The following is a 25,584-nucleotide window of genomic DNA, read 5'->3' on the forward strand; positions in this document are numbered from 1 at the left end:
GGGGGGAAGGCGGAGCCTTGCCCCCGGAAGGCAGCGGCCTCCACGGAGCAAAGGCCGGAAGCGACAGCCCCCGCCTCAGGCCGGCGCCGCATCCCCCCGGGCTGCACGTCGCCGCGCCGGGGCACGCCCCGCGCCTGCCTTCCTGGGCCGGCCCTTGCCCGGGCCTGCCGCCTTCGTCCGGCCCGGCGTCTTCCCCTGCTGCCCGTCGATCCAGGCGGAGATGGCGGCAGCGCTTGCCTGTGCCTCCTCCGGCAGGGCCACGCCACGCTGCTCCGCCAGCTTCCGCGCGAAACCGAGCTGCGCCGCGCTGGGTGCGCGGCCGGTCCCTGCCTCGCCACCGCCTTCCCGGCGCGGCGCGTGCTCGTCGAGGAAGGCGCGGCAGGCCGTCGCGGAGCGTGTGTAGCCCTTGGGTGGCGCGATCCCCTTGCGCTTCGCCAGGCTGGCCACGAAACGCGCCATGGCCGGGGTCGGCGCACCTTTCCCGCCCGGCGCGCCGCCACTGGCCAGGAGCGGCGCCTCGCCCGAGGCCGCGCGCTCGGTCAGCCGCGCGATGATCCGGCTGGCCTGGGCGCAGACGGCGTCGATCGCGCCCATCATCTCCTGCTGCCCCACCAGCACCTCGTCCAGCAGCCGTTCGAGCTGCGCCGTCACGCCGGGATCGACCAGCGCCGGATCGGCCTGTTCCAGAACGGCGAAGAGCTGGAGCCCGCGTTCCGTCGGCACGATGTGCTTGCCGTCGATGCGCAGGAAATCCTGCGCCTTCAGCCCACGGATGATCTCGGCCCGCGTCGCCGGCGTGCCGATGCCCTTGGCCTCCTTCAGCCGGTCCTGCAACGCCTCGTCCCCGACGAAGCGCCAGGCGTTCTGCATCGCCTCGATCAGCGTACCCTCGTTGTAGCGCGGCGGCGGGCGCGTCTCCTTCGCCTCCACCTTCGCCTCGCTCAGCGCGGCAGGCTCGCCATCGCGGAGAGCGGGGAGGAGCTGCGCATCCTCGCCCTTCTCCTCGGCGGGCACCCATTCGGGGAAGGCGGCGCGCCAGCCCATCTCCAGCGGCTGCCGCCCCACGGCACGGAAGGCGTGGCCCTTCACGTCGATCGTGGCCGTGGTCTGGCGATAGCGGAAATCCGGCATCATCGCCGCCAGATAGGCGCGCGCGATCACGTCGAAGAGCTTGCGCTCATCCGCCGAAAGGCGCGGCCAGGCCTCGCGCAGCCGCTCCACCGTGTTGACGTTCGGGATCACCGCGTGGTGGCTCGCCCCCGCCAGGCCCTTGTCGTGGAAGGCCCCGCTGGCGCCGCGCCGGACCAGCGGCGGCTGCGGTACGGGAATGCCGCTCCAGGCCCGCCCTTCCCGCAGGGCCGCCACGATGCGCGGCACATCAGGGATCAGGCTTTCCGGCAGGTAGCGTGTCTCGGCGCGGGGATAGGTGATGACCTTCTTGCCCTCGCCGTCATAGAGTTCCTGCGCCACCTCCAGCGTGCGGGCCGCCGACCAGCCGAAACGCGAGCCGCAGAGGCGTTGCAGCGAAGGCAGGTCGTGCAGGCGCGGCGGCGATTGCCGCTTCTCCTCGACCTTTACCGCGAGCGGCCCCTGGAAGCCCTCGGCCAGGGCGGCGATGGCTTCGGCCTCCTCGCGCTTCAGGATGCGCTCCTTCGGCGCGTGGCGCATGCGCAGCCGCCCGGCCTCGACGGCGGCACTCGCCACCACCTCGAAATAGCTCTGCGGCACGAAGTCGCGGATCTCGATCTCCCGCCGGCAGACGATGGCCAGCGTCGGCGTCTTCACCCGCCCCACGCCGATCACCGCGCGTGCACCCTTCGCCAGCGTCACCGTAGCGGTGCGGGTGAGGGAGAGGTTGTAGATCTGGTCCGCCTGCCGCCGCGCCACCGCCGCCGCGTAGAGCCGCGCATGCTCGGCATTGGGCCGGGCATGGGCGAAGGCGTCGCGGATGGTCTGCGGGTCCTGCGCGGTGAACATCACCCGCATCACCGTACCGCGATAGCCATAGTGCTCCAGGATCTCCTGGCCGATCAACTGCCCCTCACGGTCGCAATCCGTGGCCAGCCAGACGCGCTTGGCCGAACGCAGGGCCGCGCGGATCGCCTGTAGCTTGGACGCCTTGTTCCCGCCCGTGGCGGGGCGCGTGCCGTAGAGCGACTCCGGCCGCAGCAGTATGGGGCTCCAGCGCTTCCAGGCCGGGTTCGCCTCCTCGGGCTCCACGAGGTCGAAGAGATGCCCCTCCGCCGGCAGCACGGCGCCGTAACGTTGGCCCACCGCGGCGCGGATATCCTTGGCCTGGCTGGTCTTTTCGGCGATGACGATCTGCTCGGCCATGTTGCTTCGAGGGGAGATCCGGAACAAAACTGGAACCGGAATGCCAGAGCGGAAGCGACGGCGCCAGATTCAAATTTATCGCCACAGGGTCTATAGCCCTGACATGACGTGATCGGCCGGGCGCCTTCCCGGCACGGTCCGAGGCCATTCCACCCGCCGAAGAAACCCAACCGAGAAGAGTCGTCCTTTGCAATTGATGCCCGAGCAAGCCGGGATCGCCCGGGCCTGCGGATGCCAGATCGTGCCCGCCACCGAGGAGCAGATCTGGCGCCTGTCGCGGGAACACCGGATCTTCCGCCTGGATGGCGCCGCCGTGGTGGTCCGCCGGCCCGATGGCTTTCTGGAAACCGCCGGCACGCTGCGCCTGCTGCTGGAGCAGCATGCGCGTGCCCAGGATCTGGCCGAGGCGGCACCCGCCATGCCAGCAGCCATCCCCGAGCCGCCCGTTGCCGCAGGGCCTGGCCCCGGGCCGGGGGCAGCGCCTTTTCCGCCGGCCGAGCGGGAGCGGGCGCTGTCGCGGCGGACCCCCCGGGGAGCTTTCGGGGGTTCTTCCGGCGGCGTGCACCGGGAATTGCCGTCCGAGCCGGACCCCACATCCGTGCCTGGGCCTGGGCCTGGGCCACGGCGATGGGAGCCTGCGCCGGCTGTGGCCTCGCCTGACGGCGCGCCGCCCGATTTCGCGGATCGGCGGCCCGCCCCGCCACCGGAGGCACCTGCTGGAACCCCCTTGGAGGTCTCTGGTGACTTCCTCGGAGAGGCCCCGGCGGCGGCGCCTGTGGCGGAACATCCGGCCAGCACGGAACCCGTGGCGGGGCCCATGGGGCCACGCCCCGAGCCGGCCGTGCCGATCGCCGAGAGCGTGACGCCCGAATATCTGGTCTGCCTGGAAGATGGGAGGCAGGTGAAGATGCTCACGCGCCACCTCAAGGCTGCCTATGGGATGACGCCGGACCAGTACCGCGCCCGCTGGGGCCTGCCGCCGGATTACCCGATGATGGCGCCCGGCTCGGCCGAGCGCCGGGCCGCCGCCCGGGCTCCGCGTGCCGCCGGCCGTGGCCGCGCCGGCGGGGAGGAAGGCGCCGTCGAATAACGCTGCGCCGGGACGGGTCTTCCAGGAGGGGGCGCCGGGGGGCAGGACGGGGCGATGCCCCCCCCCGGCCTCCATGTTTCAACCTGTCACACCGGCCACGAAGCCGCCGCTTCCGCCCCAGAGATTCCCTGGGGGCGCCCGAGACCTGCCCTGGGGCGGGTGTCCTCTTCCTCTCGCGCTCACCAGCCCAGAGGAGGCCCAATTGCGCAAGACGTTCCGTGGTAGCCTGCTGTTCTCCGCCCTGCTGCTCGGTTCCGCCGGCATGGCCATGGCCCAAGGGACAGTGCAGGGGGCGGCCCCCGCTGCCACGTCCGGGCCGGCGGCCACCGCCGCCACGGCCCCCTCGCAGCTCCCGTCCCAGCCCCAGCCCGAATCGCAGTCCCGGAACCAGGCTTCCCCGGCACCGTGAAGACCCCCGTGGCCAAGGCCGGGGAGGGCGAAGGCGCACACCAGGCCCCCCGTCACGAAGCCGCCGGCACGGCGAAGCATTCCCACCCCGGCAAGGCCAGCCTGTCGTCGTCGCGCTCCGCCGGCCATACGGCGGAGCGGACCCGGGAGGCCGGGCAGGCCGCCCACAGCCAGACGGGCACCGGCCCCGGCGCGGAGGCCCCCGCCACCCGCGTCAACTGAACCGCCGGGCCGGCGCTGTCACGGGAGGCCGCGCCGGCCTTTCCCGCCACCCGCTTCCGCAGAAGGATCGAAGACGTCCCATGCGTAAACTGCTCTACGCCGCCCTGCTGGCCCCGCTGCTGTCCGTGACCGCCCTCGCGGCCGGAGAGGCGCAGGCGGCGCCCGCCCCGGTGTCCGTGGTGCCGGAGGCGCGGGCCGCCGGCCTTCTGCAGCCGGTCCAGTACTACTACGCCCCGCCGCCGACCCGCTGGCACGGGCCGCCGCCGCGCCGCTGGCGCCCGCCGCCGCCGAGGCATTGGCATCGCCCGCCCCCGCCGCCCCCGCGCTGGCACCGTCCGCCCCCGCCGCGCTACGGCTACGCGCCGCCACGGCGCTACTGACGGCTGGTCTTCACGCTTCCTGGGCTGTCGGGAGGTTCGGTGAGTTTTGATGGCGGAATGGCGCAATTCTGCGCCATTTCCCAGGGCAGGAAGCCGGCCCGATTCCTCCCCTTGCTTGACGGCGGCGCCGCGCCGCGTCCCAATCCGCTTCAAACGCCCCACCGGCGCCTGAATCGGGAGTGAAATGATGGTCGATGACGCACTGATCGCCGTGAAGCCGGAGATCGCCGCCAAGGCCCATGTCGATGCGGCCAGGCGCCAGGCCATGGCGGAGGCGGCGAGAAACGACCCGGATGGCTTCTGGCGCGGCCAGATGGACCGCATCGCCTGGATGCGCGAGCCCACGAAGATCAAGAACGCCTCCTTCACCGGCGATGTCTCCATCCGCTGGTTCGAGGACGGCATCCTCAACGCCTCCGTCTCCTGCCTGGACCGGCACCTGGAAAGCCGGGGCGACCAGACCGCCTTCATCTGGGAGGGCGACGACCCCAACAGCGACGCCCGCGTCACCTATCGCGAACTGCACGAGCGCGTCTGCCGCCTGGGCAACGTGCTGCGCGATCTTGGCGTCAAGAAGGGCGACCGTGTCACCATCTACCTGCCCATGGTGGTCGAGGCCGCGGTGGCGATGCTCGCCTGCGCCCGTATCGGCGCCATCCATTCCGTGGTCTTCGGCGGCTTCTCGGCCGACAGCCTCGCCAGCCGCATCCAGGACTGCGAGAGCACGCTGCTGCTGACCGCCGACGAGGGCCGGCGTGGCGGGCGCCGCGTGCCGCTCAAGACCAATGCCGACGAGGCGCTGAAGAGCTGCCCGACCATCCGGAACGTGATCGTCGCGCGCATCACCGGCGGCGAGGTGCCGATGCAGGAGGGCCGCGACCATTCCTGGGAGGCGCTGACCGCCAAGGCCGCGCCGCAGTGCGAGCCCGAGCCGATGGAGGCGGAGGACCCGCTCTTCATCCTCTACACCAGCGGCTCCACCGGCAAGCCGAAGGGGGTGCTGCACACCACCGGCGGCTACATGGTCTGGGCGTCCTTCACCCATGAGCTGGTCTTCGACTACCAGCCGGGTGAGGTCTACTGGTGCACCGCCGATGTCGGCTGGGTCACCGGCCACACCTATATCGTCTATGGCCCGCTGGCGAACGGCGCGACCTCGCTGATCTTCGAGGGCGTGCCCTCCTGGCCCGACAACAGCCGCTTCTGGCAGGTCATCGACAAGCACGAGGTCAATATCTTCTACACCGCGCCCACCGCCATCCGCGCCCTGATGCGCGATGGGGAGGCGCCGGTGAAGAAGACGTCCCGCAAGTCGCTGCGCATCCTGGGCAGCGTGGGCGAGCCGATCAACCCGGAAGCCTGGCTCTGGTACTACCGCGTCGTGGGGGAGGAGCGCTGCCCGATCGTCGATACCTGGTGGCAGACGGAAACCGGTGGCATCCTGATCGCGCCGCTGCCCGGCGCCGTGGCGCAGAAGCCCGGCTCCGCCACCCTGCCCCTGCCCGGCGTGCAGCCGGCCCTGGTGGATGGCGACGGCAACGTCCTGGAAGGCGCGACCGAGGGCAACCTCGTGATCACCGATAGCTGGCCTGGCCAGATGCGCACCGTCTTCCGCGACCACGAGCGCTTCATCCAGACCTATTTCTCGACCTTCAAGGGCACCTACTTCACCGGGGACGGCGCGCGGCGGGACGAGGACGGCTACTACTGGATCACCGGCCGCGTGGACGACGTGATCAACGTGTCCGGCCACCGCATGGGCACGGCGGAGATCGAGAGCGCGCTGGTCGCCCATCCCAAGGTGGCCGAGGCCGCCGTGGTCGGCATGCCGCACGACATCAAGGGTCAGGGCATCTATGCCTATGTCACCCTGAATGCCGACGAGCAGCCGACCGAGGCGCTGCGCAAGGAACTCGTCACCTGGGTGCGCAAGGAGATCGGCCCCTTCGCCGCGCCGGACGCCATCCACTGGGCGCCGAGCCTGCCGAAGACGCGCTCGGGCAAGATCATGCGCCGCATCCTGCGCAAGATCGCGGCCAACGAGATCGAGGGGCTGGGCGACACCTCCACCCTGGCCGATCCGACCGTGGTGCAGGACCTGATCGACACCCGCATCGGCTGAAACCCATCTCCCCGGGGGCGGGCGGCCGCCCCCGGGAGGCCGGTTCCGGAAACCCGCCCCCTTTCCGTCCCCCCTTTTCGGTCCCTGAGGCGGTTGCGCCCGCCGCCGCTCTGCGCAGGATGGCCGGCGCATGTCCGACTCCCCGTCCGCCACCACCCTTTCCGCCGCACAGGTCGGCCATCTGGTCTTCGTCCTGGGCCTCGCCGGCTTCTCCTCCGCCCTCACCACCCGCGCGCTGGACCCGCTGCTGGTCAGCGTGGCGGCGGATTTCGGCACCAGCGTCGAGCGCACCGCCCTGCTCGCCTCGGCCTTCGCCCTGCCCTATGCGCTGATCCAGCCCATCCTCGGCCCCATCGGCGATGCGCTGGGCAAGCGGCTGGTCATGATCCTCTGCGCCAGCCTGCTGGTCCTGGCCCTCGCCTTCGGCGCCCTGGCCACCAGCCTGCCCATGCTCTTCGTGGCGCGCATCCTGGCAGGGGCGGCGGCGGGCGGCATCACCCCGCTGGCGCTTGCCACCTTCGGCGACAGCGTGCCGATGGCGGAACGGCAGGTGGCGATGAGCCGCTTCATGGCCTGGACCATCGGCGGGCAGGTCGCGGGCGGCGCGCTTTCGGGCTTCCTGGCGGCTTATCTCGGCTGGCGCGGCATCCTCGCCGCCTGCGGCATGGTGGTGCTGGCGGGCGTGGTGGTGCTGTGGCAGGACAGCCGCCGCCGCCCGGCCCCGCCTGCGCGCCGCTTCGACCTTTCCGTCGCGCTGAACCATTACAAGGGTATCCTTTCCAACCCCGTGGCGCTGCGTCTCTTCTCCGGTGTGGCGGCGGAGGGGCTGCTGGTCTTCAGCATGTTCCCCTTCCTCGCTGCGCTGCTCGCCCTGCGGGGCCTCGGCGGCACCTCGGAGGCGGGGATGGCGCTCGGCATCTTCGGCCTGGGCGGCTTCGCCTATGCCAGCCTGGCGCCGCTCCTGGTCCGCACCATCGGGCAGGCGAACATGATGCGCCTCGGTGGCGTTCTGGCCGGCTGCGGCCTGCTGCTGGTCGCCCTGGCCGGCGCGCTGGCCATGGTGCTGGCGGGAACGCTGCTGCTGGGCCTCGGCTATTTCATGCTGCACAACAGCATCCAGGTCCGCGTCACCGAGGTCGCGCCCAAGGCGCGCGGCTCCGCCATGGCGCTGCATGCCTGCAGCTTCTTCCTCGGCCAGTCCCTGGGGCCGGCGGTCTTCGGCATCGCCCAGGCGCGGATCGGCACGCTGCCCAGCCTCGCCGCCTGTGCCGCCGGGATCGTCCTGGTCGGCCTCTGGCTGGCCCATACCCGCCGCCCGGTGCGGGGGGCCTAGTTCTGGCGGACGGACCCACTTGTCCACCATGCCGGTGGGCGGGGGCCGTCACCGCTTTCGTCCGTGTCACTTTAGGGTTTTAGCCTTTTAGGTATTTATTCATCCAGATCAGTGGAACTCAAGGCCCGGAAACGTAAGCGACTACCGTCATGTCAGGCTGGTTTGAGGATTTAATTCCTGTATCCCGCCGTGGCTGGGAAAGCAAGGGGAGATACGGGCGGTGGCCGTGCCTCGTCCCGCGTGGCGGGGCCGGCTGGGGCGTCCGGGGCCCGGGGGAAGGCTCCGCCTTGCCCCCGATACCCCCATCCGCCAGGAGCCGGTGGCTCCTGGACCTGCCTTTCATGGGTTCTCGTTGTGGCCGGATCGCGCCGGAGAGGCAGCGCCTCTCCTCCGGGGGTAGGGAGGCCAGGCCGCCCGCATCACTCCGGCCGTGCCGCCTCCGCCAGCAGCCATTGCCGGAAGGCCCCCAAAGCCGGTGTCTCGGCCCGTGACTTCAGCCGGGTCAGCCAGTACGCGCCGAGCGTGACCTCGGTGGCGAAGGGGCGCACCAGCCGTCCGGCGCGCAGGTCGTGCTCGAACATCCGCGCCGGCAAAAGGGCGACGCCCACGCCCTGCACCGCCGCCTCCGCCATGGTCAGCGAGGAATCGAAGACGAAGCCCCGGATCGCCGGGGGCGCCAGCCCCGCCGCGGCGAACCAGCGTTCCCATTCATCGGTGCGGTAGGACCGCAGCAGCACCTCCGGCAGCAGGTCCGCAGGCTGGCGCAGCCGCCAGGCCAGGGCCGGGGCACAGAGTGGCGAAAGCGGCGCCGCCAGCAGCCGCACCGCTTCCGTCCCATGCCAGGCGCCGTCGCCGAAGCGGATGGCGCCGTCCAGCCCCTCGCCGGCGAGGTCCACGCGGTTGTTGTTGGTCAGCAGCCGCAGGTCCACGAAGGGATGTGCCGCGCGGAAACGCGGCAGGCGCGGCAGCAGCCAGCCGGTGACGAAGGTGCCCACCGCGCCCAGTGTCAGCACCTCCCGCAGCTGCCCGCCCGCGAAGCGTTCCAGCGTGCCGGAGATCTGCCGGAAGGCCTCGGTCAGCACCGGCAGCAGCGCCTCGCCCTCCTCGGTCAGGGCGAGGCCGCGCGGCAGGCGGCGGAACAGGGTGACGCCCAAGATTTCCTCAAGGCTCTTCACCTGATGGCTGACCGCCGCCTGGGTGACGCGCAGCTCCAGCCCGGCCCGCGTCAGGCTCAGGTGCCGGGCGGCGGCCTCGAAGGCCCGCAGCGCGTTGAGCGGAAGCTGCGAGGGGAGCATGGCGTGATCCCTTAGCTTTCTTTGGGGCTCTCGCGAGAAACGATCGTTTGCCGCGACCCGGCCGCCTGCGCAATCTCCGCCCGCCAGCATGGAGGGGAATGGCAGGATGATCGGCAGGCGGATGGGCATGGGCGCCATGGCGGCGCTGGGCTTCGGCATGATGGGGACGGTGCCTTCACGGGCGGCATCCGTGGCCGGGAAGGGGGATGCGGGAGCCGGCTTCGGCGCCCTGCCGGCCAGTTTCGCCGCCATCGAGCGGCGGGTCGGCGGGCGGCTCGGCGTGGCCGTGCTCGACACCGCCACCGGCCAGCGGGCCGGGTATCGCGAGACGGAGCCTTTTCCCCTCACCAGCACCTTCAAGCTCCTGGCGGCGGCGGCCGTCCTGGCGCGGGTCGATGCCGGGCAGGCGCGGCTGGACCAGCGCATCCGCTATGGGCGGGAGAAGCTGGTGGCCTATTCCCCCGAGACGGGGAAGCATGCCGGGGAGGAGGGGATGACCCTGGCCGCGATCTGTGAGGCGGCCGTCACGCTCAGCGACAACACCGCCGGCAACCTGATGCTGGAACAGGTCGGCGGCCCGGCGGGGCTGACCGCTTGGCTGCGCTCCATCGGCGACGGGGTGACGCGGCTCGACCGCTGGGAAACCGCGCTGAACGAGGCGAAGCCGGGCGATCCGCGCGATACCACCAGCCCGGCCGCGATGCTGGCCAGCCTGCACCAAGTGACGCTGGGCGAGGTGCTGTCGGACAAGGGGCGGGCGCGGTTGATCGATTGGCTGCGCGCCAACAGGACGGGCGACAAGCGCCTGCGCGCCGGCCTGCCGGAAGGCTGGCGGGCGGGCGACAAGACCGGCGCGGGGGAGAACGGCAGCAACAACGATGTCGGCCTTCTTTGGCCGCCTCATGCCTCTCCGGCCGGGCCGGCGCCGGTCCTGGTCGCCGCCTATTCCACCGGCAGCACGGCGGATGGCGCGGCCCGCGATGCGGCCCTGGCCGAGGTGGCCGCGGCCATCGTTGCCGCGAAGGGCCACTGAAGCGGGCCTGACCCGGCCGGAAGGTCACGGAGGCGGAGCGGGCATCCGGATCACGAACCGGCGGAGCCCCGGCCAGCCGAGGTGGCGCGATGGGTGATGGAAGTTGAGTGCCGAGAAAAACCGGGCGGGATGGAGATCCCGTTCATGGGTGCAAAGTCATGTGTAAGTTAAAATAGCGAAATTCCAATGTAGGAATTTTAATTTTCGCCGTTTCAGCCATGCTGTCAGCGGTTTCGCCCGTATGTTTTCTTTACGATATGGTTATGCTGCTTATCAACGATTGACAGGTGAAACAGGGGGCGAATAGGCCGGGTTCAAAACACGCTTTCCGGCCAGGGGTCCCGCATGTCGACAGGTCACATGACGCTGCGTCGTCATTTCCTCCTTACCACGGCACTCGCCCTTCCGGCGGCGGCCACGCTGGGGGCCGCCTTCGCCCGGATGCCGGCGGCCGAGGCGGCGGAACGCCTCGCCCCCTCGCTCGACAGCTACAAGCCCGTCTTCTTCTCGGCGGAGGAGTGGGACTTCGTGAAGGCCGCCTGCGACAGGTTGATCCCTTCCGATGCGGAAGGCCCGGGCGCGCTGGACACCAATGTGCCCGTCTTCATCGACCAGGAGCTGAACGGCCCCTATGGGCAGGCGGCCGACTGGTACATGGAAGGCCCCTTCCAGCCGGATGCCCCGGCGCTGATGGGCTTCCAGCTTCCCTATCCGCCGCAGGAGATCTACCGCCGCGGCATCCGGGCCACCGGAGCCTTCTGCCGGAAGACCCACGGGAAGGATTTCGAGGCGCTCGACGCCGCCACGCGCGACGCGGTGCTGACGGGGCTGCAGCACAACGAGATCCGCTTCTCCGATTTCGGCGAGCCGCAGCTCAAGGCCGGGGAATTCTTCTCCTTCCTGCTGACCAACACCAAGGAAGGCTACCTCTCCGACCCGATGTATGGCGGCAACAAGGGCATGGCGGCGTGGAAGATGATCAACTTCCCCGGGGCCCGTGCCAGCTTCCTCGAATGGGTGGGGCAGCACAATGTCCGCTACCCGCTCGGCCCGGTCAGCCTCCTGGGCGAACGCGCCTGACCCCGTCCAGCTTCGCTGACGCGCCCCTCCCGCTAGGATTCCCCATGACTATCGTCAAAGACGCCGTTGACGCGGTGGTTGTCGGACTGGGCTGGTCCGGTTCGATCATGAGCATCGAGCTGGCGCGTGCCGGGCTCAAGGTCCGTGCGCTCGAAAGCGGTCCCGAGCGCACCAACGCCCAGCACATCTACCCCAGGCCGGCCGACCAGCTCGCCTATTCCATCCGCCAGAAGGTCTTCGCCCGCCCGCGCCAGATGGCGACGACGGTGCGGCACAACACCGACGAGGTCGCGCTGCCGACGCGCAACTGGGGCGCCTTCAAGCCCGGCAACGGCGTCGGCGGTGCCGGCGTGCACTGGACCGGCGTGCTGATCCGCCCGACGCCCACGGACCTGAAGCTCAGGACCTTCGCCGACCAGGCCTACAAGCCCGGCCAGTTGCAGGAGGACATGCAGATCCAGGACTTCCCCTTCACCTGGGAGGAAATGGAACCCTTCATGGACCATTTCGACAAGGTCTGCGGTGCCTCCGGCGCCACGGGGAACCTGCGCGGCCAGATCATGGAGGGCGGCGATCCCTTCGAGGGGCCGCGCTCGAATCCCTTCCCCATGCCGCCGCTGAAGGACACGCTGAACAACACGATGTTCGCCGAGGTGGCGCGGAAGATGGGCTACCATCCCTTCCCGAACCCCTCCGCCGCCGCCTCCGGCCCCTACACCAATCCCTATGGGGTGCAGATCGCGCCCTGCAACTACTGCGGCTTCTGCAGCGACTACTACTGCCTGAACTACTCCAAGGCCTCGCCGCAGACGACCATCCTGGATGCGGCGCGGCGCCTGCGGAACTTCTCCTACGAGGTCAACGCGCATGTCATCCGCGTGGACCTGCATGACGACCGCAAGACCGCCAGGGGCGTGACCTATATCGACGAGCAGGGGCGGGAGGTCTTCCAGCCCGCGGGCATCGTCATCCTCAGCAGCTTCCAGTTCAACAACGTGCGGCTGATGCTGCTCTCCGGCATCGGCACGCCCTATGACCCGCATACGGGGGAGGGCGTGGTCGGCCGCAACTACGCCTTCCTGAGCAACGGCAATGCGACGCTGTTCTACAAGGACAAGGTGTTCAACCCCTTCGCCTCCGCCGGGCCGACGGGACAGATGATCAACGACTTCTCGCCCGGCAACTTCGACGCCGCGTCCCATGGCTTCATCGGCGGCGCGAAGCTGCACAGCTCCCAGGCCGGCGGCGCGCCGATCGGCGCCTCGCTGCCCGCCGGAACCCCGGGCTGGGGCGCCGGCTGGAAGAAGGGGATGAAGGACTGGTACGGGCATTCCATGAAGGTCAGCATCACGACGACCTGCATGTCCTATCGCGGCAACTACCTGGACCTCGACCCGACCTACAAGGATCCCTACGGCCAGCCGCTGCTGCGCATCACCTTCGACTGGAAGGAGAACGAGCTGAAGCTGCAGCGCTTCCTGCGCGAGCGTGTGCTGGAGATCACCAGGGCGCTGAACCCGGACAGCTTCACCGAGAGCTTCCTGAAGATGGACTCGCACTGGGACACGCGGGCCTACATCTCCACGCACAATGTCGGCGGGGCGGTGGCGGGCGAGACGCCGGTGGATTCCGCCATCAACCGCTATCTGCAGAGCTGGGACGTGCACAATGTCTTCGTCCCTGGCGGCAATGCCTTCCCGCAGAATTTCCAGGCGAACCCGACCAACATGATCGGTGCCATGACCTACTGGTCCGTCAAGGCGATCACGGAACAGTACCTGAAGAACCCCGGCCCCCTGGTGCAGGCGTGAGCGGCAGGACCATGACGGTGCTGAAACCCCTGTTGCTGGCGGCCGGCCTCCTGTCCGGCCTGACGGGTGCCGCGCTGGCGCAGTCCGCTGCCTCCACGCCGGGCGAGGCGGCGCTGATCGAGCGCGGCGCCTATCTCGCCCGCGCCGGCGACTGCGTGGCCTGCCACACCGGCCCGGGCGGCAAGCCCTTCGCCGGTGGCCTGGCGATCGAGAGCGATCTCGGCCGGATCGTCACCACCAACATCACGCCCGACAAGCAGACCGGCATCGGCAGCTACAGCGAGGCGCAGTTCGCCGCCGCGCTGCGCCAGGGCAAGCGGGCGGATGGCGCCAACCTCTACCCGGCGATGCCCTATCCGTCCTACCGGCTGATCACCGATGAGGACATGCACGCGCTCTACACCTTCTTCATGAAGGGCGTGGAGCCGGTCGTGAACCGGCCGGAGGAGACGCGGCTCGGCTTCCCCTTCAACCAGCGCTGGGGATTGTCGCTCTGGAACTGGGCTTTCGTGCCCAGCGGCACCTTCCAGCCGAACCCCCAGGCGAGCGAGGAGATCAACCGGGGTGCCTATCTGGTGGAGGGGCTGGGACATTGTGGCACCTGCCACACGCCGCGCGCCTTCACGATGCAGGAGCGGGGCTTCATCGCGAGCGACCGGCACTTCCTCGCGGGCACCGAGCTGAACGGCTGGCACACGCCGCAGCTGCGCGCCGGCGGCGAGGCCGCCCGCGGCGTGGCCACCTGGAGCGTGCAGGACATCGCCGACTATCTCGGCAAGGGCCGGAACCGTGTCGCCGCGGTCGGCGGCGAGATGAAGCCGGTGGTCGAGCACAGCATGAACTACATGACGGATGCCGACCTGCACGCGATCGGCGCCTATCTGAAGTCGATCCCCAACACCATGCCGCCGATCCAGCCGAAGCCGGACGGGCAGGCCCGGACCGAGGCGAAGCTGACCGCTGCCGTTGATCTGGCGCTGGGTGAGCGCCTCTACCTCGACAATTGCGGCGCCTGTCACTTCGTCACCGGCCATGGCGGGGCCACGGTCTTCCCGCGCCTGGACGGCGCCTCGATCGTGAATGCGGAGAACCCGACCGGGCTGATCGCCACGATCCTGGGCGGCGCGGCCACACCCTCGACCGACCGCGCGCCTTCCGTGCTGCCGATGCCGGGCTTCGCCTATCGCCTGTCGGACGAGGAGGTGGCGGCGCTGGCCAGCTTCCTGCGCAGCGGCTGGAGCAACACGGCCCCGGCGGTGACGGCCGAGCAGGTGGCCCGGGTGCGCGCGGCCCTGCCGAAGCAGCCGGAGCCGGCGCCGCGCACCGGCTTCAGCAATGCGTCCGGTGGCAGCAACCCGACTTCCGGCCATCCGTGACGGGCGGCGCCAGGATGGCTTCCGCCCATCCTGGCGCCAACCTCCTGCCGGGCGGGCAGGGCGCAGGGCCCCCGGCATGCCGTTTGCAAACCGACGGGCGACATCTTCCCGCCAGGGGGTTCCGCCCATGCCACAGCCACGTCTCCGTCCCTATCTCTCGCGCATCCAGGGCTTTGCCGCCGGCCGGGACTCGCCCCGCGCGGTGCTGGAGGAATGCCTGGAGGCCCTGGCGGCGTGGGAACCCCGGATCGGCGCCTTCACCGCGCTGAACGCCGAGGCGGCACGGCAGGCCGCCGACGGTGCCGCGCGGCGCTGGCGGGAGGGCAGGGCGCTTTCGCCCATCGACGGCATGCCGGTCGGCGTCAAGGACACGATCGAGACGGAGGACCTGCCCACCGGCATGGGCTCCCCCCTCTATGACGGCTATCAGCCGCGTTTCGATGCCGCCAGCGTGCAGGGGCTGCGCGAGGCCGGTGCCGTCATCCTGGGCAAGACGGTGACCACGGAATTCGCCTCCACCGAGCCGCGCGGCACCCGCAACCCCTGGGACACGGACCGTACCCCGGGCGGCAGCAGCAGCGGCTCCGCCGCCGCGGTGGCGGCGGGCGAGGTCTGCGGCGCGCTGGGCACGCAGGTGGTGGGCTCCATCCTGCGCCCCTCCGGCTTCTGCGGCACCTATGGCTTCAAGCCCAGCGTCGGCGGGCTGAACCGCGGCGGCAGCCTGGACTTCCTCAGCCAGAGCTGCACCGGCCCGATCGCCGCCAGCCTGGAGGATTGCTGGGCCATGGCCATCGCCATCGCCGAGCGGGTCGGCGGCGATCCGGGCTATCCCGGCCTGTGCGGGCCGAAGGCACCGCCACCCGCGCGCCGGCCGGAGCGGCTCGCCCTGCTGCGCACCGCCGGCTGGGCGGTGCTGGAACCCCAGGCCCAGGCGGCGCTGGAAGGGGCGCTCGACATGCTGCGCCGCCATGGGGTCGAGATCCTGGAGGCCGCCACCTGCCCCGAACTGGCGGCGGTGGAGCAGGCAATCGCCCCGGCCATGGAGATCGTCACCCGCATCAATGCCTGGGAATGGCTCTGGCCGCTCGGCAGCTATATGCGCCGCGATCCCGCCGCGCTCAGCCAGGCCACGCATCTCCGCTGGGAACGGGCCCGCGGCATGACCCGGGCGGACTACGCCGCCGCCCTGGAGCGGCGGCAGGCGGCGCGCGAGACCTTCGCCCGCCTTGCCGCGCGCTGCGATGCCGTGGTCAGCCTCACCGCCCCGGGCGCCGCGCCGGCCGGGCTGGGCTCCACCGGCAACCCTGTCTTCGTCGCGCCCGGCTCGATGCTCGGCGTGCCCGCCCTGGCCCTGCCGCGCCTGACGGCGAGCGGCCTGCCACTCGGGTTGCAGCTCCTGGGCTTCAGCAACGCCGATGCGGCGCTCTTCGGTCATGGCGCCTGGGTGGACAGGACACTCTCCGCCGCTTGAACCGGCGCGGTCCGCGCATGACGTCTGGTGTCGCCCTGTCCCGGGGGACAAGGCTCCGCCTTTTCCCCCGCGCCCCCTATCCGCCAGGACGCCCAAGGGTCCCATGGGGCCCCTGGACCCCATTCGCTGGCACCTGCTGAGGCCGGATCGCGCCGGAGAGCATGGCTCTCCGGCGACTGTGGGCGTCACCCGCGCGGACAAGCTGTTTTTCTTCTTTTTGGGCTTCCTGCTGATCCACCTGCGCCCAGGGATCAATCCACAGACTGACGGCCACCAGCGGTGCCCACGAAAGCCTGAGGTCCGGGGACCGGCTTCGGTCCCCGGCGGAGTGGGGGGCCGGGGCGAGAGGCAGCGCCTCTCCCCCGGGGGCAGCCTCAGGCGTAGCGCCCGATCAGCCCAGCGCCGCCAGAACGGCGGCGGCGGTGCCGGACCAGGGCACCGGGTGGAAGCCTTCGCGGATCCCGGCTTCCATGGCGGCGAGATGCGCCGGATTCTCGATCAGCGCCCGGGCGGCGGCGGTGGCGCCGGTGGCGTTGTCCGGGTCGAGATAGGCGCAGAAGCGCCCTCCGGCCTCCGGTACCGAGGCCCGGTCGGAGGCGAGGCAGACCCGGCCGAAGCTCAGGCTTTCCGTCACCGGCAGGCCCCAGCCCTCGTAGAAGGAGGGAAAGACGGTGAAGCGGCAGTCGCGGTAGAGCAGCCGCAGGTCGGAATCGCTCGGCGAGCCGGCCAGGACCAGCTTGCCGCCGAGATTCGCCGTGTTGCGGATCTGGCCGAGCAGGTCCTGAACCAGCCAGCCGGCGCCGCCGGCGAAGACCAGGCGCGGCACCTCCCGCTCCGGCATCTCCTCCAGCAGCCGGCGCCAGACGCGGAAGGCGAGGGCGTGGTTCTTGCGCGCCTCGATGGTGGAGACGAAGAGCACATAGCCCGGATCGCCCGGCGGCGGCGGCACGGCGGGTTCCGGACGCCGCGCGGCGCCGAAGCCGGTGCCGACGGGAAAGGCGGTGATGCGCGGTGCCGGGGCGATGCCCTGCCGCGCCGCCCATTCCGCCGCGTCCCGCGCCGTGGCCTCGGAGATGGCCAGCACATGGTCCACCTGCGGCAGGGTGCGGCGCAGCCAGGGGCCGAAGACCCGCATCAGCCCCGGATCGGTCCATTCCGGGTATTTCACCGCGATCAGGTCATAGAGCACGAGCGCGATGCGCAGGCCGGTGTGCGCCTTCATCCGGCCCAGCACCAGGCCGTAGTCCGGATGCGCCCAGGGCGCGCCGGGGATCAGCAGCGTGTCGCCGGGCGCGGGTTCCACGACCGTGCGCTCGGGCGCCTTGCCCGTGCCCGGCCCGCGCCGGCCCAGCGCGCCGGTGGCGCCCCGCAGCGCGCGGCCGAGCTCCGCGGCGACCGAGGCCTGCGCCACGGTGGCGCGGGCGAGCGGGATGCGGACATCGCCCGGCAGCCAGCCCGCCGCCCGGCGGAGCAGGCCGCGCCGGGCCTCCTCCACAGGGGCGGCGATGTGCTCCGCCACCACCGCATGCCCGTCGCGTCCCGGTGGCGGCGCATCGTCGCCGCCGGAGAGCCGGGCGTAGAGCGCCTCCAGCTCCGCCCATTCCACCGCGCGCAGCCCCTCGCGCGGCGGCACGGCGCGGCAGAAGCGAACGCCCGGATGCGGCGCCAGGGCACGGCAGAGCTCGAAGGCGAGGCGCTGGATGCCGGACAGCCGGTTGCGGATCGCGGCATAGTCCAGCAGGTCGCCGACCTCGACCCAGAGGGTGCGTGCCGGATGGGAGATCGGTGCGCTCGTTGCTGCTGCGCTCATCGGGACCCCGGTCAGGTCAAGGCCAAGGGGGCGGGGAGGGATGTTGTGTCGGCCCCGGCGAGGACCGCAAGGCATCAGGCGGGAAGCGCCGTCAGGCGGCCGTGCCCACCACCTCGTCCACCGTGCCGTCGGCGGTGATGCGTCCGGCCTCCAGCCGGATGGCGCGGTTGCACCAGCGGCGCACCACGTTGAAGTCATGCGTGGCGATGACCATGATCTCGGCCTTGTCCACCAGCGCCGCCAGCCGCTCCTCGGCCTTGCGCATGAAATCCGCGTCGCCCGCCGAGAACCATTCGTCCATCAGCAGGATGTCGGGGTTCATGGTGGTGGCCATGGCGAAGGAGAGGCGGATGCCCATGCCGGCGGAATAGCCGCGGATCGGCACGTCCAGGAACTCGTCCAGGCCGGAGAAGGCCGCGGCCTCGCGCTCCAGCTCGGCGATCTCGGCCTCGCTCAGGCCCCGGAAGAGGCCGCGCAGGCGGATGTTCTCCCGCCCCGTGGAATCCGGGTCCATGCCGGCCGCCGGGTCGATCAGCGAGCCGATCTCCCCCTCCACCCGCAGCGATCCGCCAACCGGCTCGTAGATCCCGGCCAGGGTCCGCAGCAGCGTGGTCTTGCCGGCGCCGTTGTGCCCGACCAGCGCCACGCGCTCGCCGGGGCGGATGGTGAAGGTGAGGTCGCGCAGGGCGTTCACCACCACGCGGTTGGACTCGTCCGTGCTCACCCGCACCGCCGCCTTGGCCAGCAGCCGCTTCTTCAGCGAGCGGGAAGCGACGTGATAGAGCGGGAACTCGATGTTGAGCCCCTGGGCCTCGATGATAGCCATGTCGTCGTCAGACCCAGAAGGCGAGGCGGCCGCGGAAGCGGACGAAGAAGCCCAGGGCCAGCCCCGTGGCGACCAGGGTGTAGAGGATGGCGCCGACCCAGGCCATCGGTGCGCCGCCGCCATCCACCAGCGGGCCGCGCAGCACTTCCAGCAGGTCGTAGAAGGGGTTCAGCGGCAGCCAGGCCCGGGCCGCGGGGCTCAGCAGGTCGGCCTTCCAGATCACCGGGCTCATGAAGAAGGCGAGCTGCATGATGTTGGTCACGATCGGCCCGACATCGCGGAAGCGGGCGCAGATCATGCCCAGGAAGACCGAGGCCGCCAGGGCGTTGACGAAGAAGATCAGCAGCCCGGGGACCAGCAGCGCGACCTCCGGTCCCGGCCAGCGGTTGAAGATCGCCAGCACGATGAAGAGCAGGGGGATGTTGTGCGCCGCCGTCAGCACGTTGCGGAAGACGCAGCGCATCGCATGCACGGAGAAGGGCAGGCGCATCTGCCGGATCACGCCCTCCGCCCCTGTCAGGGCCGAGCAGGCATCCAGCACCAGGTTGTTGATCGTGTTCCAGGCCACCAGGCTGACCGCCAGATGCGGCAGGTAGTCGCGCAGGCTGATGCCGAGGAGGCGGGAATAGAGCAGCCCCAGCCCCATCAGCATCGCGGCGGTGGAAAGGGTCAGCCAGAAGGGCCCGATCACCGAGCCCCGGTAGCGATTGCGCAGGTCGAGTCGCGCCAGCGCCCAGCTCAGCCGCCAGGTCTGCAGGCCGGAGGTCAGATCCTCCATGGCGCGGGAGAAGCGTCGCGGGTTGCGCGCGTCGATCTGGAAGACGGGCGACGGCTGGGCGGTCATGGCGGGCGTGCCTATACGAAGCCGGGAAGCGCCACAACCTGTCTTACCGGCAGGGCGGCCCCGCCCTGCCCGCCGGAGCCGTGGCGGGCCGTGTCACCAGGGGGCAGGGAAGGCCGGGAGACCGGGGGCAGGCATCGCCTTTCCCCCTGTGCTTCCATGGGGTCCCAATGGGAGCACCAAGTGGGAGCCCCGAGTGGGAGCTCCCGTGAGAGTCCCTGCGGTCCTACTTCGGCGCGTAGGCGCCGACCGGGCGGGAGGACAGGCCGGCGGATGGCGGCGGGGCGCCGATGGCCCGGCCGATGCGCACCTGGTCGGGGCCATGGGTGATGAAGACCCGGTCGCCGACCTGGAGGTTGTCCTCGTTGGTCTGCACCACGGCGATGTCGCCGCCATTGTCCTGCTGGATGATGAACTCGATGGCCTGGCCGGTGCTGGTCCCGCGCTCGATCGCATTGCCGGCGAGGCCGCCCAGCACCGCGCCGCCGAGGCCGCCCAGCACGTTGCTGCGCCAGTCGCCGCCGATGAAGGAGCCCGCCACGCCGCCGGCCACCGCGCCGGCCGCCGTGCCGACGCCGCTGCGGCCGCTCTGCACCGTCACCGGCCGCGTGCCCTTGATCACGCCATAGGTCACCGCCGCCGGCATGCCCATGGTCGCGCTGCTGTAAGTCGTGCCCGTGTTCTGCGGCGCGCAGGCGGTCAGGCCACCGGCCAGGGCCAGTGAAACCAGACAGAGCCGAAGAGCAGCCGAAGACGAACGACGCGCGCGGGAATGGCTTGTTATACGACGCATGAGGCGTTCCTTTCGGAATTGCGAAGAGTCTTCTGCGCGAAATGTGGCGAGAAGGGGGCGCCAACGTGGCGTGGATCGCACAGCGGCGCCAGCCCACGACATGCAACGGAGAGTCTCCACTTGCTTCATGCCCGGGCTTCCGTTAGCCCTTTCCGCCGCAGGCACCGTCTGCACCGCGGCTTCCGGCCGTTTCGTCAGCGTGGGGGCGCCGGCGACCGGCCCATCCGGAAGGCTCGCGGGAGTACCGAGTTGGGGGGATTGGGGGATGCTTCCTCGCGGGTTTGATCGGCGCGGCATGGCCGTGCGCGTGCGGGGGGCGATGACTCTGTCGCTTCTCGCCTGTGTCGCCGCCTGTGGCAGTCAGCAGGCCACGACCACGTCCTCCCGGCACATCTACGATTCGGCCTCCAACTACCGCCGTCCCGCCTCCTACGACCCGCCCGGCCCGCCCAGCGATCCCTGGGGCCCCTATATCCGCGACGCCTCCAAGCGATTCGACGTGCCGGAGCGCTGGATCCGCGAGGTGATGCGCCAGGAGAGCGCGGGCCGGACCACGGCCACCAGCCCGGTGGGCGCCATGGGCCTGATGCAGGTGATGCCCGGCACCTATGCCGAGCTCGCCTCCCGCTACGGGTTCGGGAACGATCCCTATCACCCCTATGACAGCATCATGGCCGGCGCCGCCTATATCCGGGAGATGTACGAGCTCTACGGTAGCCCGGCCTTCCTCGCCGCCTACAATGCCGGTCCCCGCCGCCTGGAGGACTATCTCTGGGGCGGCAAGGGCCTGCCGGCCGAGACCCGCAACTACGTCGCCCGGATCGGGCCGCGGATCGTGGACGCCCATCCGTCCCATCGCGCGCCGCCGGAGGTCTATGCCGCCGCCGACATTCCGCTGCGCATCCCGCCCGGACCGCGCCGCGGCGACACCGCCACCATGCTGGCGCTGCGCGACCAGCGCCGCGCCGTCGATCCGGGGGTGAAGGTCGCCGCCCTGCCGCCTGGCCCGGTGGTGCGCATGGAGCCCATCCCCGACGGCTCGACCAGCATCGCCTCGGCCCCGCCGCCGGCCCCCGTGCAGGTGGCCAGCCTGGGCAACGGTCCGGTCATCGCCATGGAACCGATCCCGGACGGCTCCACCCGTTCCTCTTCCGGCTCCTATGCCCCGCAGGGCACCGTCGTCGCCATGGCGCCGATCCCGGATGGCTCGACCGGCCCCGCTCCCTCCTCCCGCTTCGGCGGCAACGTGGTGGCGATGGACCCGATTCCCGACGGCTCGACCACGCCGCGCGAGACCTCCACGACGAGCTCCCGGATCGAGACCGCCTTCAGCCGCCAGGAAATCCTGCCGACCCCGCCGGCCTTCGCCGCCGGCGCCCATGCCGCCACGCCCGCCAGCCGTGCCAAGGCGCCCCGCAGCGCCCCGGTAGAGCTCGCCGAGGCTGCCGCGCCGCGCCGCGCCGCGCCGCCCCAGTCGCTGAGCCTCGTCGGCACGGCCCATGCCGGCACCCTGTCGCGCCCCGGCCTCAGCACGGCCACCGCCGCGCCGGGCGCCGGCAACTGGGCGGTGCAGGTCGGCGCCTATGCCAGCGAGAGCCAGGCCCGCACCGCAGCCAACCAGGCGCGCTCCAAGATCCCGGCCAGTGGCGTGCGCGTCGCCGTGCAGCCGGTGATGCAGGGCAAGACCGTGCTCTACCGCGCCCGGGTCATGGGCCTGTCGCGCGACGGCGCCCAGAACGCCTGCGAGAAGCTCCGCAGCGGCCGTGGCGCCTGCATGACCCTGTCGCCCGACTCCCAGAGCTGAACGCCGGGCCGGGCGCTCCTCCTCCGGTCACGCCGGATGGCCGCTACCTCGTGGTGCGCGGCCGGCTCTGGCGCCGTGCCGATCCCACGCTGTCCGAATCCGGGCGCGAGGCGCTGGTCCAGGCCCTGATGCGGGCACGCCGCGCGGTGCGCGACGCCGGCCGGCGGGGCGATGCGGAGGCGCTGCGCGCCGCCCGGCAGGCGGTGGACGAGGCGAAGCGGGGCCTGGGCGAGCGCGGCCCGGTCTGGTGGCAGGACGGCGCCCCCGACTACACCCGCCATCTGGCGCACAACACACCCTATGCCGGCTGGTACGCCGCGCTGGACGAGGCCGCGCCGGAACAGGGCTGAACGGCCCCTTCGCAACCGCAGCCGGGTGGCGCATCCTCCCCGGCCGATGCGCCTCCTCCTCCTCAACGGCAACACCGATTCGGCGATGACGGCGCGCCTGCGCCACCATGCCGGCGCCTGGCTGGCCCGGCAGGGGCGCGGGGATGTCGAGATCCTTCCCTGCACCGCCCGCTTCGGCGCCCGCTATATCGCCACCCGTGCCGCCGTGGCCGTGGCCGGGCATGCGGTGCTGGAGGCCATCGCGGAGCAGGACGCGGCGGTGGACCGCATCGCCATCGCCTGCTTCGGCGAGCCGGGTTTCCTGGCGGCGCGCGAACTCTCCCGCGTTCCCGTGCGCGGCATGGCGGAGGCCAGCATCGCCGCCGCCCTGGCCTTGGCTCCTGCTGCCCGGATTGCCTTGCTGACCGGCGGCGAGGCCTGGGGGCCGATGCTGCGGGAACATGCCTTCGCCCTGGGTCACGGGCCGGACCGCATCCTGGTCCGCGCCGTGCCGCCCGCCGGCGACGCCCTGGCCCGCGACCCGGATGGCGCGGCCCGGCTGCTGGCCGGGGCGGCGGAGGCCGCCATCGCGGAAGGGGCAGGTGTGGTGGTCCTGGGTGGCGCCGGCCTGGCGGGCCTTGCCCCCGCCGTGGCGGCGCATCTGCCCGTGCCGGTGCTGGACAGCCTCGACTGCCTGCTGGAAGCCAGCCTCGGCGAACCTCTGCCGCCCCTGCCGGCACCGCCAGCTGCCCCGTCCTCGGGGCTGTCCACGGCACTCTCCGAACGCCTCGGCGGCTGATCCGGGCTTCCTCCGGCGGTTGTGCTGCGTGGCCGGCCCCGGGGGAGAGGCTCTGCCTCTCCGCCCGGACCCCCACTCCGCCGGGGACCGGAGCCGGTCCCCGGACCCCGGGCTTTCGTGGGTTCCGGTGGCGGCCGTTGCCGTGGCTTGATCCCTGGGGGGCCGGTGGAAAGGGGCTCCCGAAAGAAGAAAAACGCCTCCCGCGCTGATGGCATCCGCAGTCGCCGGAGCGCCATGCGCTCCGGCGTGATCCGGCATCAGCGGAAGCCAGCGAAAGGGAGGTCCAGGGTCAAACGTATACGTTTGACCAGGTTCCTGGCGGATGGGGGGTACGGGGGCGAAGGCGGAGCCTTTTATCCCCCGGGCCACAGGCGAAACGCCCGCAGGCGCGCCCGGCGGCGGCCCGACAAAGCCCCGGCCCACATAACCCCCGCTTAAGGACTGCCGTGCAGGATGCGCGCCGACGGCAGCGCAGCATGGGGCACGGAGAGCGTGGCGAGAACCCGCAACCAGGGACCGACGATCGTCATCCGGCGGGAGGAAGGGGGCGAGGCGGGCCATCACGGCGGCGCCTGGAAGGTCGCCTATGCCGATTTCGTCACGGCCATGATGGCCTTCTTCCTGCTGATGTGGCTGCTCAACGCCACCACGGAGCAGCAGCGCAAGGGCATCGCGGACTATTTCGCGCCGACCAACCTGATGTCCCAGGCGACCTCCGGCAACGGCCAGCCCTTCGGCGGCAGCACGCCGCATTCCCCCGCCCAGCTTTCCACCGACACCAGCAGCCCGCGCATCGAGACCGGCCCCCGGCCGGTGCTGCAGGATATCGAGGTGGAGGACGAGACCGACACCCCGGCCCAGCCGGTGGCCACGCGGCAGGCCGAGCCCGGCCCGGATGACAGCCCCGACGCGACGCCCGGGCGGGCGAGGCTCCCCACGGCCGCCGCCGGTGACGGTGGGCTCCATGATGGCCCCGGCGCGGCACGGCGCGATGCCGACCTCGCCGCCGCCTCGGAGGCCGCGTTGCGCCAGGAACTGGAGAAGCGGGAGCGCGCCGCGCTGGAACAACTGGCCGGCCAGCTCCGCGCCGCCGTGGCGGGCGATCCGGCCCTGGCGGAGCTGGCGCAGCAGTTCCGGGTGGAGCAGGTGCCCGAGGGCCTGCGGATCCAGCTTCTGGATTCGGAGGGCAAGCCGATGTTCACCTCCGGCGGCAACACGCTGAACGACCGTTCCCGCGCCCTGGTCGCCAAGGTCGCCTCGGTGATCCGCCGCGTGCCCAACGCGGTGTCCATCACCGGCCATACCGACGCCACCCCCTTCCGCGGCGATGCCCGCAGCAACTGGGATCTTTCGGCCGAGCGCGCCAATGCCACCCGCCGCCTGCTGGTGGAGAACGGGGTGGGCGAGGGTCGCCTGCGCAGCGTCGCCGGCCTGGCGGAGCGCGAGCCGCTGCTGCCCGAGGCGCCGGAGGCCGCGGCCAACCGCCGGGTCTCCATCCTCCTGCTGCGCCAGGCGCCGCCGCCCGCCACGACCGGAGGAGCGCCGCGATGAACGCGATCCTGGGCCTCGTCGTGATGCTGGGCTGCGTCTTCGGCGGCTATGTGCTGGCGGGCGGCAAGTTCGACATCATCATGCATGCCCTGCCGCACGAGATGATGGTGATCGGCGGCGCCGCCCTCGGCACCTTCATCATGGCCAACAGCCTGAACGACATCAAGCACACGCTGGGCGGGCTGGCGAAGGTGCTCAAGGGCTCACGCTTCCGCAAGGCGCAGTATGTCAGCATGCTCAGCCTGCTCTTCTTCCTGGTGCGGCTGGCGCAGCAGAAGGGCAACATGGCGCTGGAGCCGCATATCGAGAAGCCGGAGGAAAGCAACGCCTTCAACCACTTCCCCGATATCCGGAAGGACCATCACGCCGTCCTGCTGATCTGCGACTACCTGCGCATGGTCGGGATGAATGCCGACGACCCGCACCAGATCGAGGATGTGATGGCCCGCGAGCTCAAGAAGATGCGGGAGGAGGAGATGCATCCCTCCCATGCCCTGCAGAGCATCGCCGATGCCCTCCCGGCGCTGGGCATCGTCGCGGCGGTGCTGGGCGTGATCAAGACCATGGCCAGCATCGACCAGCCCCCCACGGTGCTGGGCGGCATGATCGGCGGCGCGCTGGTCGGCACCTTCCTCGGCGTGCTGCTGGCCTATGGCATGGTGGCCCCCGTCGCCGCCCGGCTGAAGGGCGTGGTGGAGGAGGAGGCCAAGTATTACGAGGTGATCCGTGCCGTGCTGATCGCCCATCTGCACGGCAATGCCCCCCAGGTGGCGGTGGAAACCGGCCGGAAGATGGCGCCCAGCCAGCATATGCCGAGTTTCCAGGAGCTGGAGGCTACCCTGCAGGAACTTCAGATCGCCTGAGGTCCGGGGAAAC

21 protein-coding genes are annotated in these 25,584 nt (G+C 71.2%); 15 read left to right on the plus strand and 6 right to left on the minus strand.

The window, feature by feature from the left end; translation table 11 throughout:
- Positions 1-75: 75 nt before the first annotated feature.
- A complete protein-coding gene (locus tag MVG78_RS04810; RefSeq protein ID WP_247558698.1) occupies positions 76-2,334 on the minus strand; it encodes a type IA DNA topoisomerase in 2,259 nt (752 codons plus the stop codon).
- An 817-nt stretch (positions 2,335-3,151) separates the two neighbouring features.
- Here MVG78_RS04810 and MVG78_RS04815 point away from each other — a divergent pair.
- From MVG78_RS04815 to MVG78_RS04835, 5 genes are all read left to right on the plus strand, one after another.
- On the plus strand, positions 3,152-3,424 hold the full coding sequence (locus MVG78_RS04815) for a MucR family transcriptional regulator (protein ID WP_428480751.1): 273 nt from the start codon (positions 3,152-3,154) through the stop codon (positions 3,422-3,424).
- Positions 3,425-3,829: 405 nt separating this feature from the next.
- Positions 3,830-4,054 carry a hypothetical protein gene (locus MVG78_RS04820; protein WP_247558702.1) on the plus strand — a complete coding sequence of 75 codons (225 nt, stop codon included), beginning with the start codon at positions 3,830-3,832 and terminating at the stop codon, positions 4,052-4,054.
- Positions 4,055-4,134: 80 nt separating this feature from the next.
- The gene (locus MVG78_RS04825) at positions 4,135-4,434 is read left to right on the plus strand and encodes a hypothetical protein (protein WP_247558704.1); all 300 of its coding nucleotides are present in this window, start codon (positions 4,135-4,137) and stop codon (positions 4,432-4,434) included.
- Positions 4,435-4,621: 187 nt separating this feature from the next.
- The gene (gene acs / locus MVG78_RS04830; RefSeq protein WP_247558706.1) at positions 4,622-6,556 is read left to right on the plus strand and encodes an acetate--CoA ligase; all 1,935 of its coding nucleotides are present in this window, start codon (positions 4,622-4,624) and stop codon (positions 6,554-6,556) included.
- 130 nt (positions 6,557-6,686) lie between these two features.
- On the plus strand, positions 6,687-7,889 hold the full coding sequence (locus tag MVG78_RS04835; RefSeq protein WP_247558708.1) for an MFS transporter: 1,203 nt from the start codon (positions 6,687-6,689) through the stop codon (positions 7,887-7,889).
- 419 nt (positions 7,890-8,308) lie between these two features.
- Here the strand turns inward: MVG78_RS04835 and MVG78_RS04840 are convergent, their stop codons facing one another.
- Complete coding sequence (locus tag MVG78_RS04840) at positions 8,309-9,184, minus strand: LysR family transcriptional regulator (RefSeq protein ID WP_247558710.1); 876 nt, start codon at positions 9,182-9,184, stop codon at positions 8,309-8,311.
- 106 nt (positions 9,185-9,290) lie between these two features.
- On the opposite strand from MVG78_RS04840, the gene bla reads away from it, so the two are divergent.
- The 5 genes from bla to MVG78_RS04865 all read left to right on the plus strand — a co-directional run bounded on the left by bla (position 9,291) and on the right by MVG78_RS04865 (position 15,955).
- On the plus strand, positions 9,291-10,217 hold the full coding sequence (bla, locus tag MVG78_RS04845; protein WP_247558712.1) for a class A beta-lactamase: 927 nt from the start codon (positions 9,291-9,293) through the stop codon (positions 10,215-10,217).
- Positions 10,218-10,562: 345 nt separating this feature from the next.
- Positions 10,563-11,297, plus strand: coding sequence for a gluconate 2-dehydrogenase subunit 3 family protein (locus MVG78_RS04850; RefSeq protein WP_247558714.1), 735 nt, complete (start codon positions 10,563-10,565; stop codon positions 11,295-11,297).
- Positions 11,298-11,341: 44 nt separating this feature from the next.
- The gene (locus MVG78_RS04855) at positions 11,342-13,108 is read left to right on the plus strand and encodes a GMC family oxidoreductase (RefSeq protein WP_247558716.1); all 1,767 of its coding nucleotides are present in this window, start codon (positions 11,342-11,344) and stop codon (positions 13,106-13,108) included.
- Positions 13,105-14,484 (plus strand): cytochrome c, encoded by a 1,380-nt coding sequence (locus tag MVG78_RS04860; RefSeq protein ID WP_247558718.1) that lies wholly within the window; start codon positions 13,105-13,107, stop codon positions 14,482-14,484. The genes MVG78_RS04855 and MVG78_RS04860 overlap by 4 nt, the downstream gene beginning before the upstream one ends.
- Positions 14,485-14,611: 127 nt before the next feature.
- Complete coding sequence (locus tag MVG78_RS04865; protein WP_247558720.1) at positions 14,612-15,955, plus strand: amidase; 1,344 nt, start codon at positions 14,612-14,614, stop codon at positions 15,953-15,955.
- A 391-nt stretch (positions 15,956-16,346) separates the two neighbouring features.
- Here MVG78_RS04865 and MVG78_RS04870 read toward each other — a convergent pair whose 3' ends face one another.
- The 4 genes from MVG78_RS04870 to MVG78_RS04885 all read right to left on the minus strand — a co-directional run bounded on the left by MVG78_RS04870 (position 16,347) and on the right by MVG78_RS04885 (position 20,225).
- The gene (locus tag MVG78_RS04870) at positions 16,347-17,765 is read right to left on the minus strand and encodes a glycosyltransferase family 4 protein (RefSeq protein ID WP_247558722.1); all 1,419 of its coding nucleotides are present in this window, start codon (positions 17,763-17,765) and stop codon (positions 16,347-16,349) included.
- 91 nt (positions 17,766-17,856) lie between these two features.
- A complete protein-coding gene (locus MVG78_RS04875; protein WP_247558724.1) occupies positions 17,857-18,591 on the minus strand; it encodes an ABC transporter ATP-binding protein in 735 nt (244 codons plus the stop codon).
- 7 nt (positions 18,592-18,598) lie between these two features.
- A complete protein-coding gene (locus MVG78_RS04880; protein WP_247558726.1) occupies positions 18,599-19,435 on the minus strand; it encodes an ABC transporter permease in 837 nt (278 codons plus the stop codon).
- A 223-nt stretch (positions 19,436-19,658) separates the two neighbouring features.
- Positions 19,659-20,225: an outer membrane lipoprotein gene (locus MVG78_RS04885; protein WP_247558728.1), complete on the minus strand. Its 567-nt coding sequence runs from the start codon at positions 20,223-20,225 to the stop codon at positions 19,659-19,661.
- A gap of 319 nt (positions 20,226-20,544) precedes the next feature.
- Between MVG78_RS04885 and MVG78_RS04890 the strand changes: the two genes are divergently transcribed.
- From MVG78_RS04890 to motA, 5 genes are all read left to right on the plus strand, one after another.
- The gene (locus MVG78_RS04890; protein WP_247558729.1) at positions 20,545-22,029 is read left to right on the plus strand and encodes a lytic transglycosylase domain-containing protein; all 1,485 of its coding nucleotides are present in this window, start codon (positions 20,545-20,547) and stop codon (positions 22,027-22,029) included.
- Between the two features lie 50 nt (positions 22,030-22,079).
- Entirely contained in the window at positions 22,080-22,379 is a 300-nt protein-coding gene (locus MVG78_RS04895) for a hypothetical protein (protein WP_247558731.1), read from the plus strand.
- 46 nt (positions 22,380-22,425) lie between these two features.
- Entirely contained in the window at positions 22,426-23,157 is a 732-nt protein-coding gene (locus MVG78_RS04900) for an aspartate/glutamate racemase family protein (RefSeq protein ID WP_247558733.1), read from the plus strand.
- A gap of 453 nt (positions 23,158-23,610) precedes the next feature.
- On the plus strand, positions 23,611-24,708 hold the full coding sequence (locus MVG78_RS04905; RefSeq protein ID WP_247558735.1) for a flagellar motor protein MotB: 1,098 nt from the start codon (positions 23,611-23,613) through the stop codon (positions 24,706-24,708).
- Complete coding sequence (motA, locus tag MVG78_RS04910; protein WP_247558737.1) at positions 24,705-25,571, plus strand: flagellar motor stator protein MotA; 867 nt, start codon at positions 24,705-24,707, stop codon at positions 25,569-25,571. Before MVG78_RS04905 ends, motA begins: the two co-directional genes overlap by 4 nt.
- Positions 25,572-25,584: the final 13 nt, after the last annotated feature.

Origin of the sequence: Roseomonas gilardii subsp. gilardii, assembly GCF_023078375.1 — a bacterium.
Taxonomy (GTDB): Bacteria; Pseudomonadota; Alphaproteobacteria; order Acetobacterales; family Acetobacteraceae; genus Roseomonas; species Roseomonas gilardii.

Bases quoted from the DNA above. Each gene is read 5' to 3' on its own strand.
- MVG78_RS04840 (WP_247558710.1), bottom strand. From the start codon at position 9,184: ATGCTCCCCTCGCAGCTTCCGCTCAACGCGCTGCGGGCCTTCGAGGCC.
- MVG78_RS04835 (WP_247558708.1), top strand. From the start codon at position 6,687: ATGTCCGACTCCCCGTCCGCCACCACCCTTTCCGCCGCACAGGTCGGC.
- MVG78_RS04810 (WP_247558698.1), bottom strand. From the start codon at position 2,334: ATGGCCGAGCAGATCGTCATCGCCGAAAAGACCAGCCAGGCCAAGGAT.
- MVG78_RS04875 (WP_247558724.1), bottom strand. From the start codon at position 18,591: ATGGCTATCATCGAGGCCCAGGGGCTCAACATCGAGTTCCCGCTCTAT.
- MVG78_RS04885 (WP_247558728.1), bottom strand. From the start codon at position 20,225: ATGCGTCGTATAACAAGCCATTCCCGCGCGCGTCGTTCGTCTTCGGCT.
- MVG78_RS04890 (WP_247558729.1), top strand. From the start codon at position 20,545: ATGACTCTGTCGCTTCTCGCCTGTGTCGCCGCCTGTGGCAGTCAGCAG.
- MVG78_RS04865 (WP_247558720.1), top strand. From the start codon at position 14,612: ATGCCACAGCCACGTCTCCGTCCCTATCTCTCGCGCATCCAGGGCTTT.
- MVG78_RS04825 (WP_247558704.1), top strand. From the start codon at position 4,135: ATGCGTAAACTGCTCTACGCCGCCCTGCTGGCCCCGCTGCTGTCCGTG.
- MVG78_RS04850 (WP_247558714.1), top strand. From the start codon at position 10,563: ATGTCGACAGGTCACATGACGCTGCGTCGTCATTTCCTCCTTACCACG.
- MVG78_RS04855 (WP_247558716.1), top strand. From the start codon at position 11,342: ATGACTATCGTCAAAGACGCCGTTGACGCGGTGGTTGTCGGACTGGGC.
- MVG78_RS04905 (WP_247558735.1), top strand. From the start codon at position 23,611: ATGCGCGCCGACGGCAGCGCAGCATGGGGCACGGAGAGCGTGGCGAGA.
- MVG78_RS04870 (WP_247558722.1), bottom strand. From the start codon at position 17,765: ATGAGCGCAGCAGCAACGAGCGCACCGATCTCCCATCCGGCACGCACC.
- MVG78_RS04815 (WP_428480751.1), top strand. From the start codon at position 3,152: ATGGGGCCACGCCCCGAGCCGGCCGTGCCGATCGCCGAGAGCGTGACG.
- MVG78_RS04880 (WP_247558726.1), bottom strand. From the start codon at position 19,435: ATGACCGCCCAGCCGTCGCCCGTCTTCCAGATCGACGCGCGCAACCCG.
- MVG78_RS04900 (WP_247558733.1), top strand. From the start codon at position 22,426: ATGCGCCTCCTCCTCCTCAACGGCAACACCGATTCGGCGATGACGGCG.
- motA (WP_247558737.1), top strand. From the start codon at position 24,705: ATGAACGCGATCCTGGGCCTCGTCGTGATGCTGGGCTGCGTCTTCGGC.
- acs (WP_247558706.1), top strand. From the start codon at position 4,622: ATGGTCGATGACGCACTGATCGCCGTGAAGCCGGAGATCGCCGCCAAG.
- bla (WP_247558712.1), top strand. From the start codon at position 9,291: ATGATCGGCAGGCGGATGGGCATGGGCGCCATGGCGGCGCTGGGCTTC.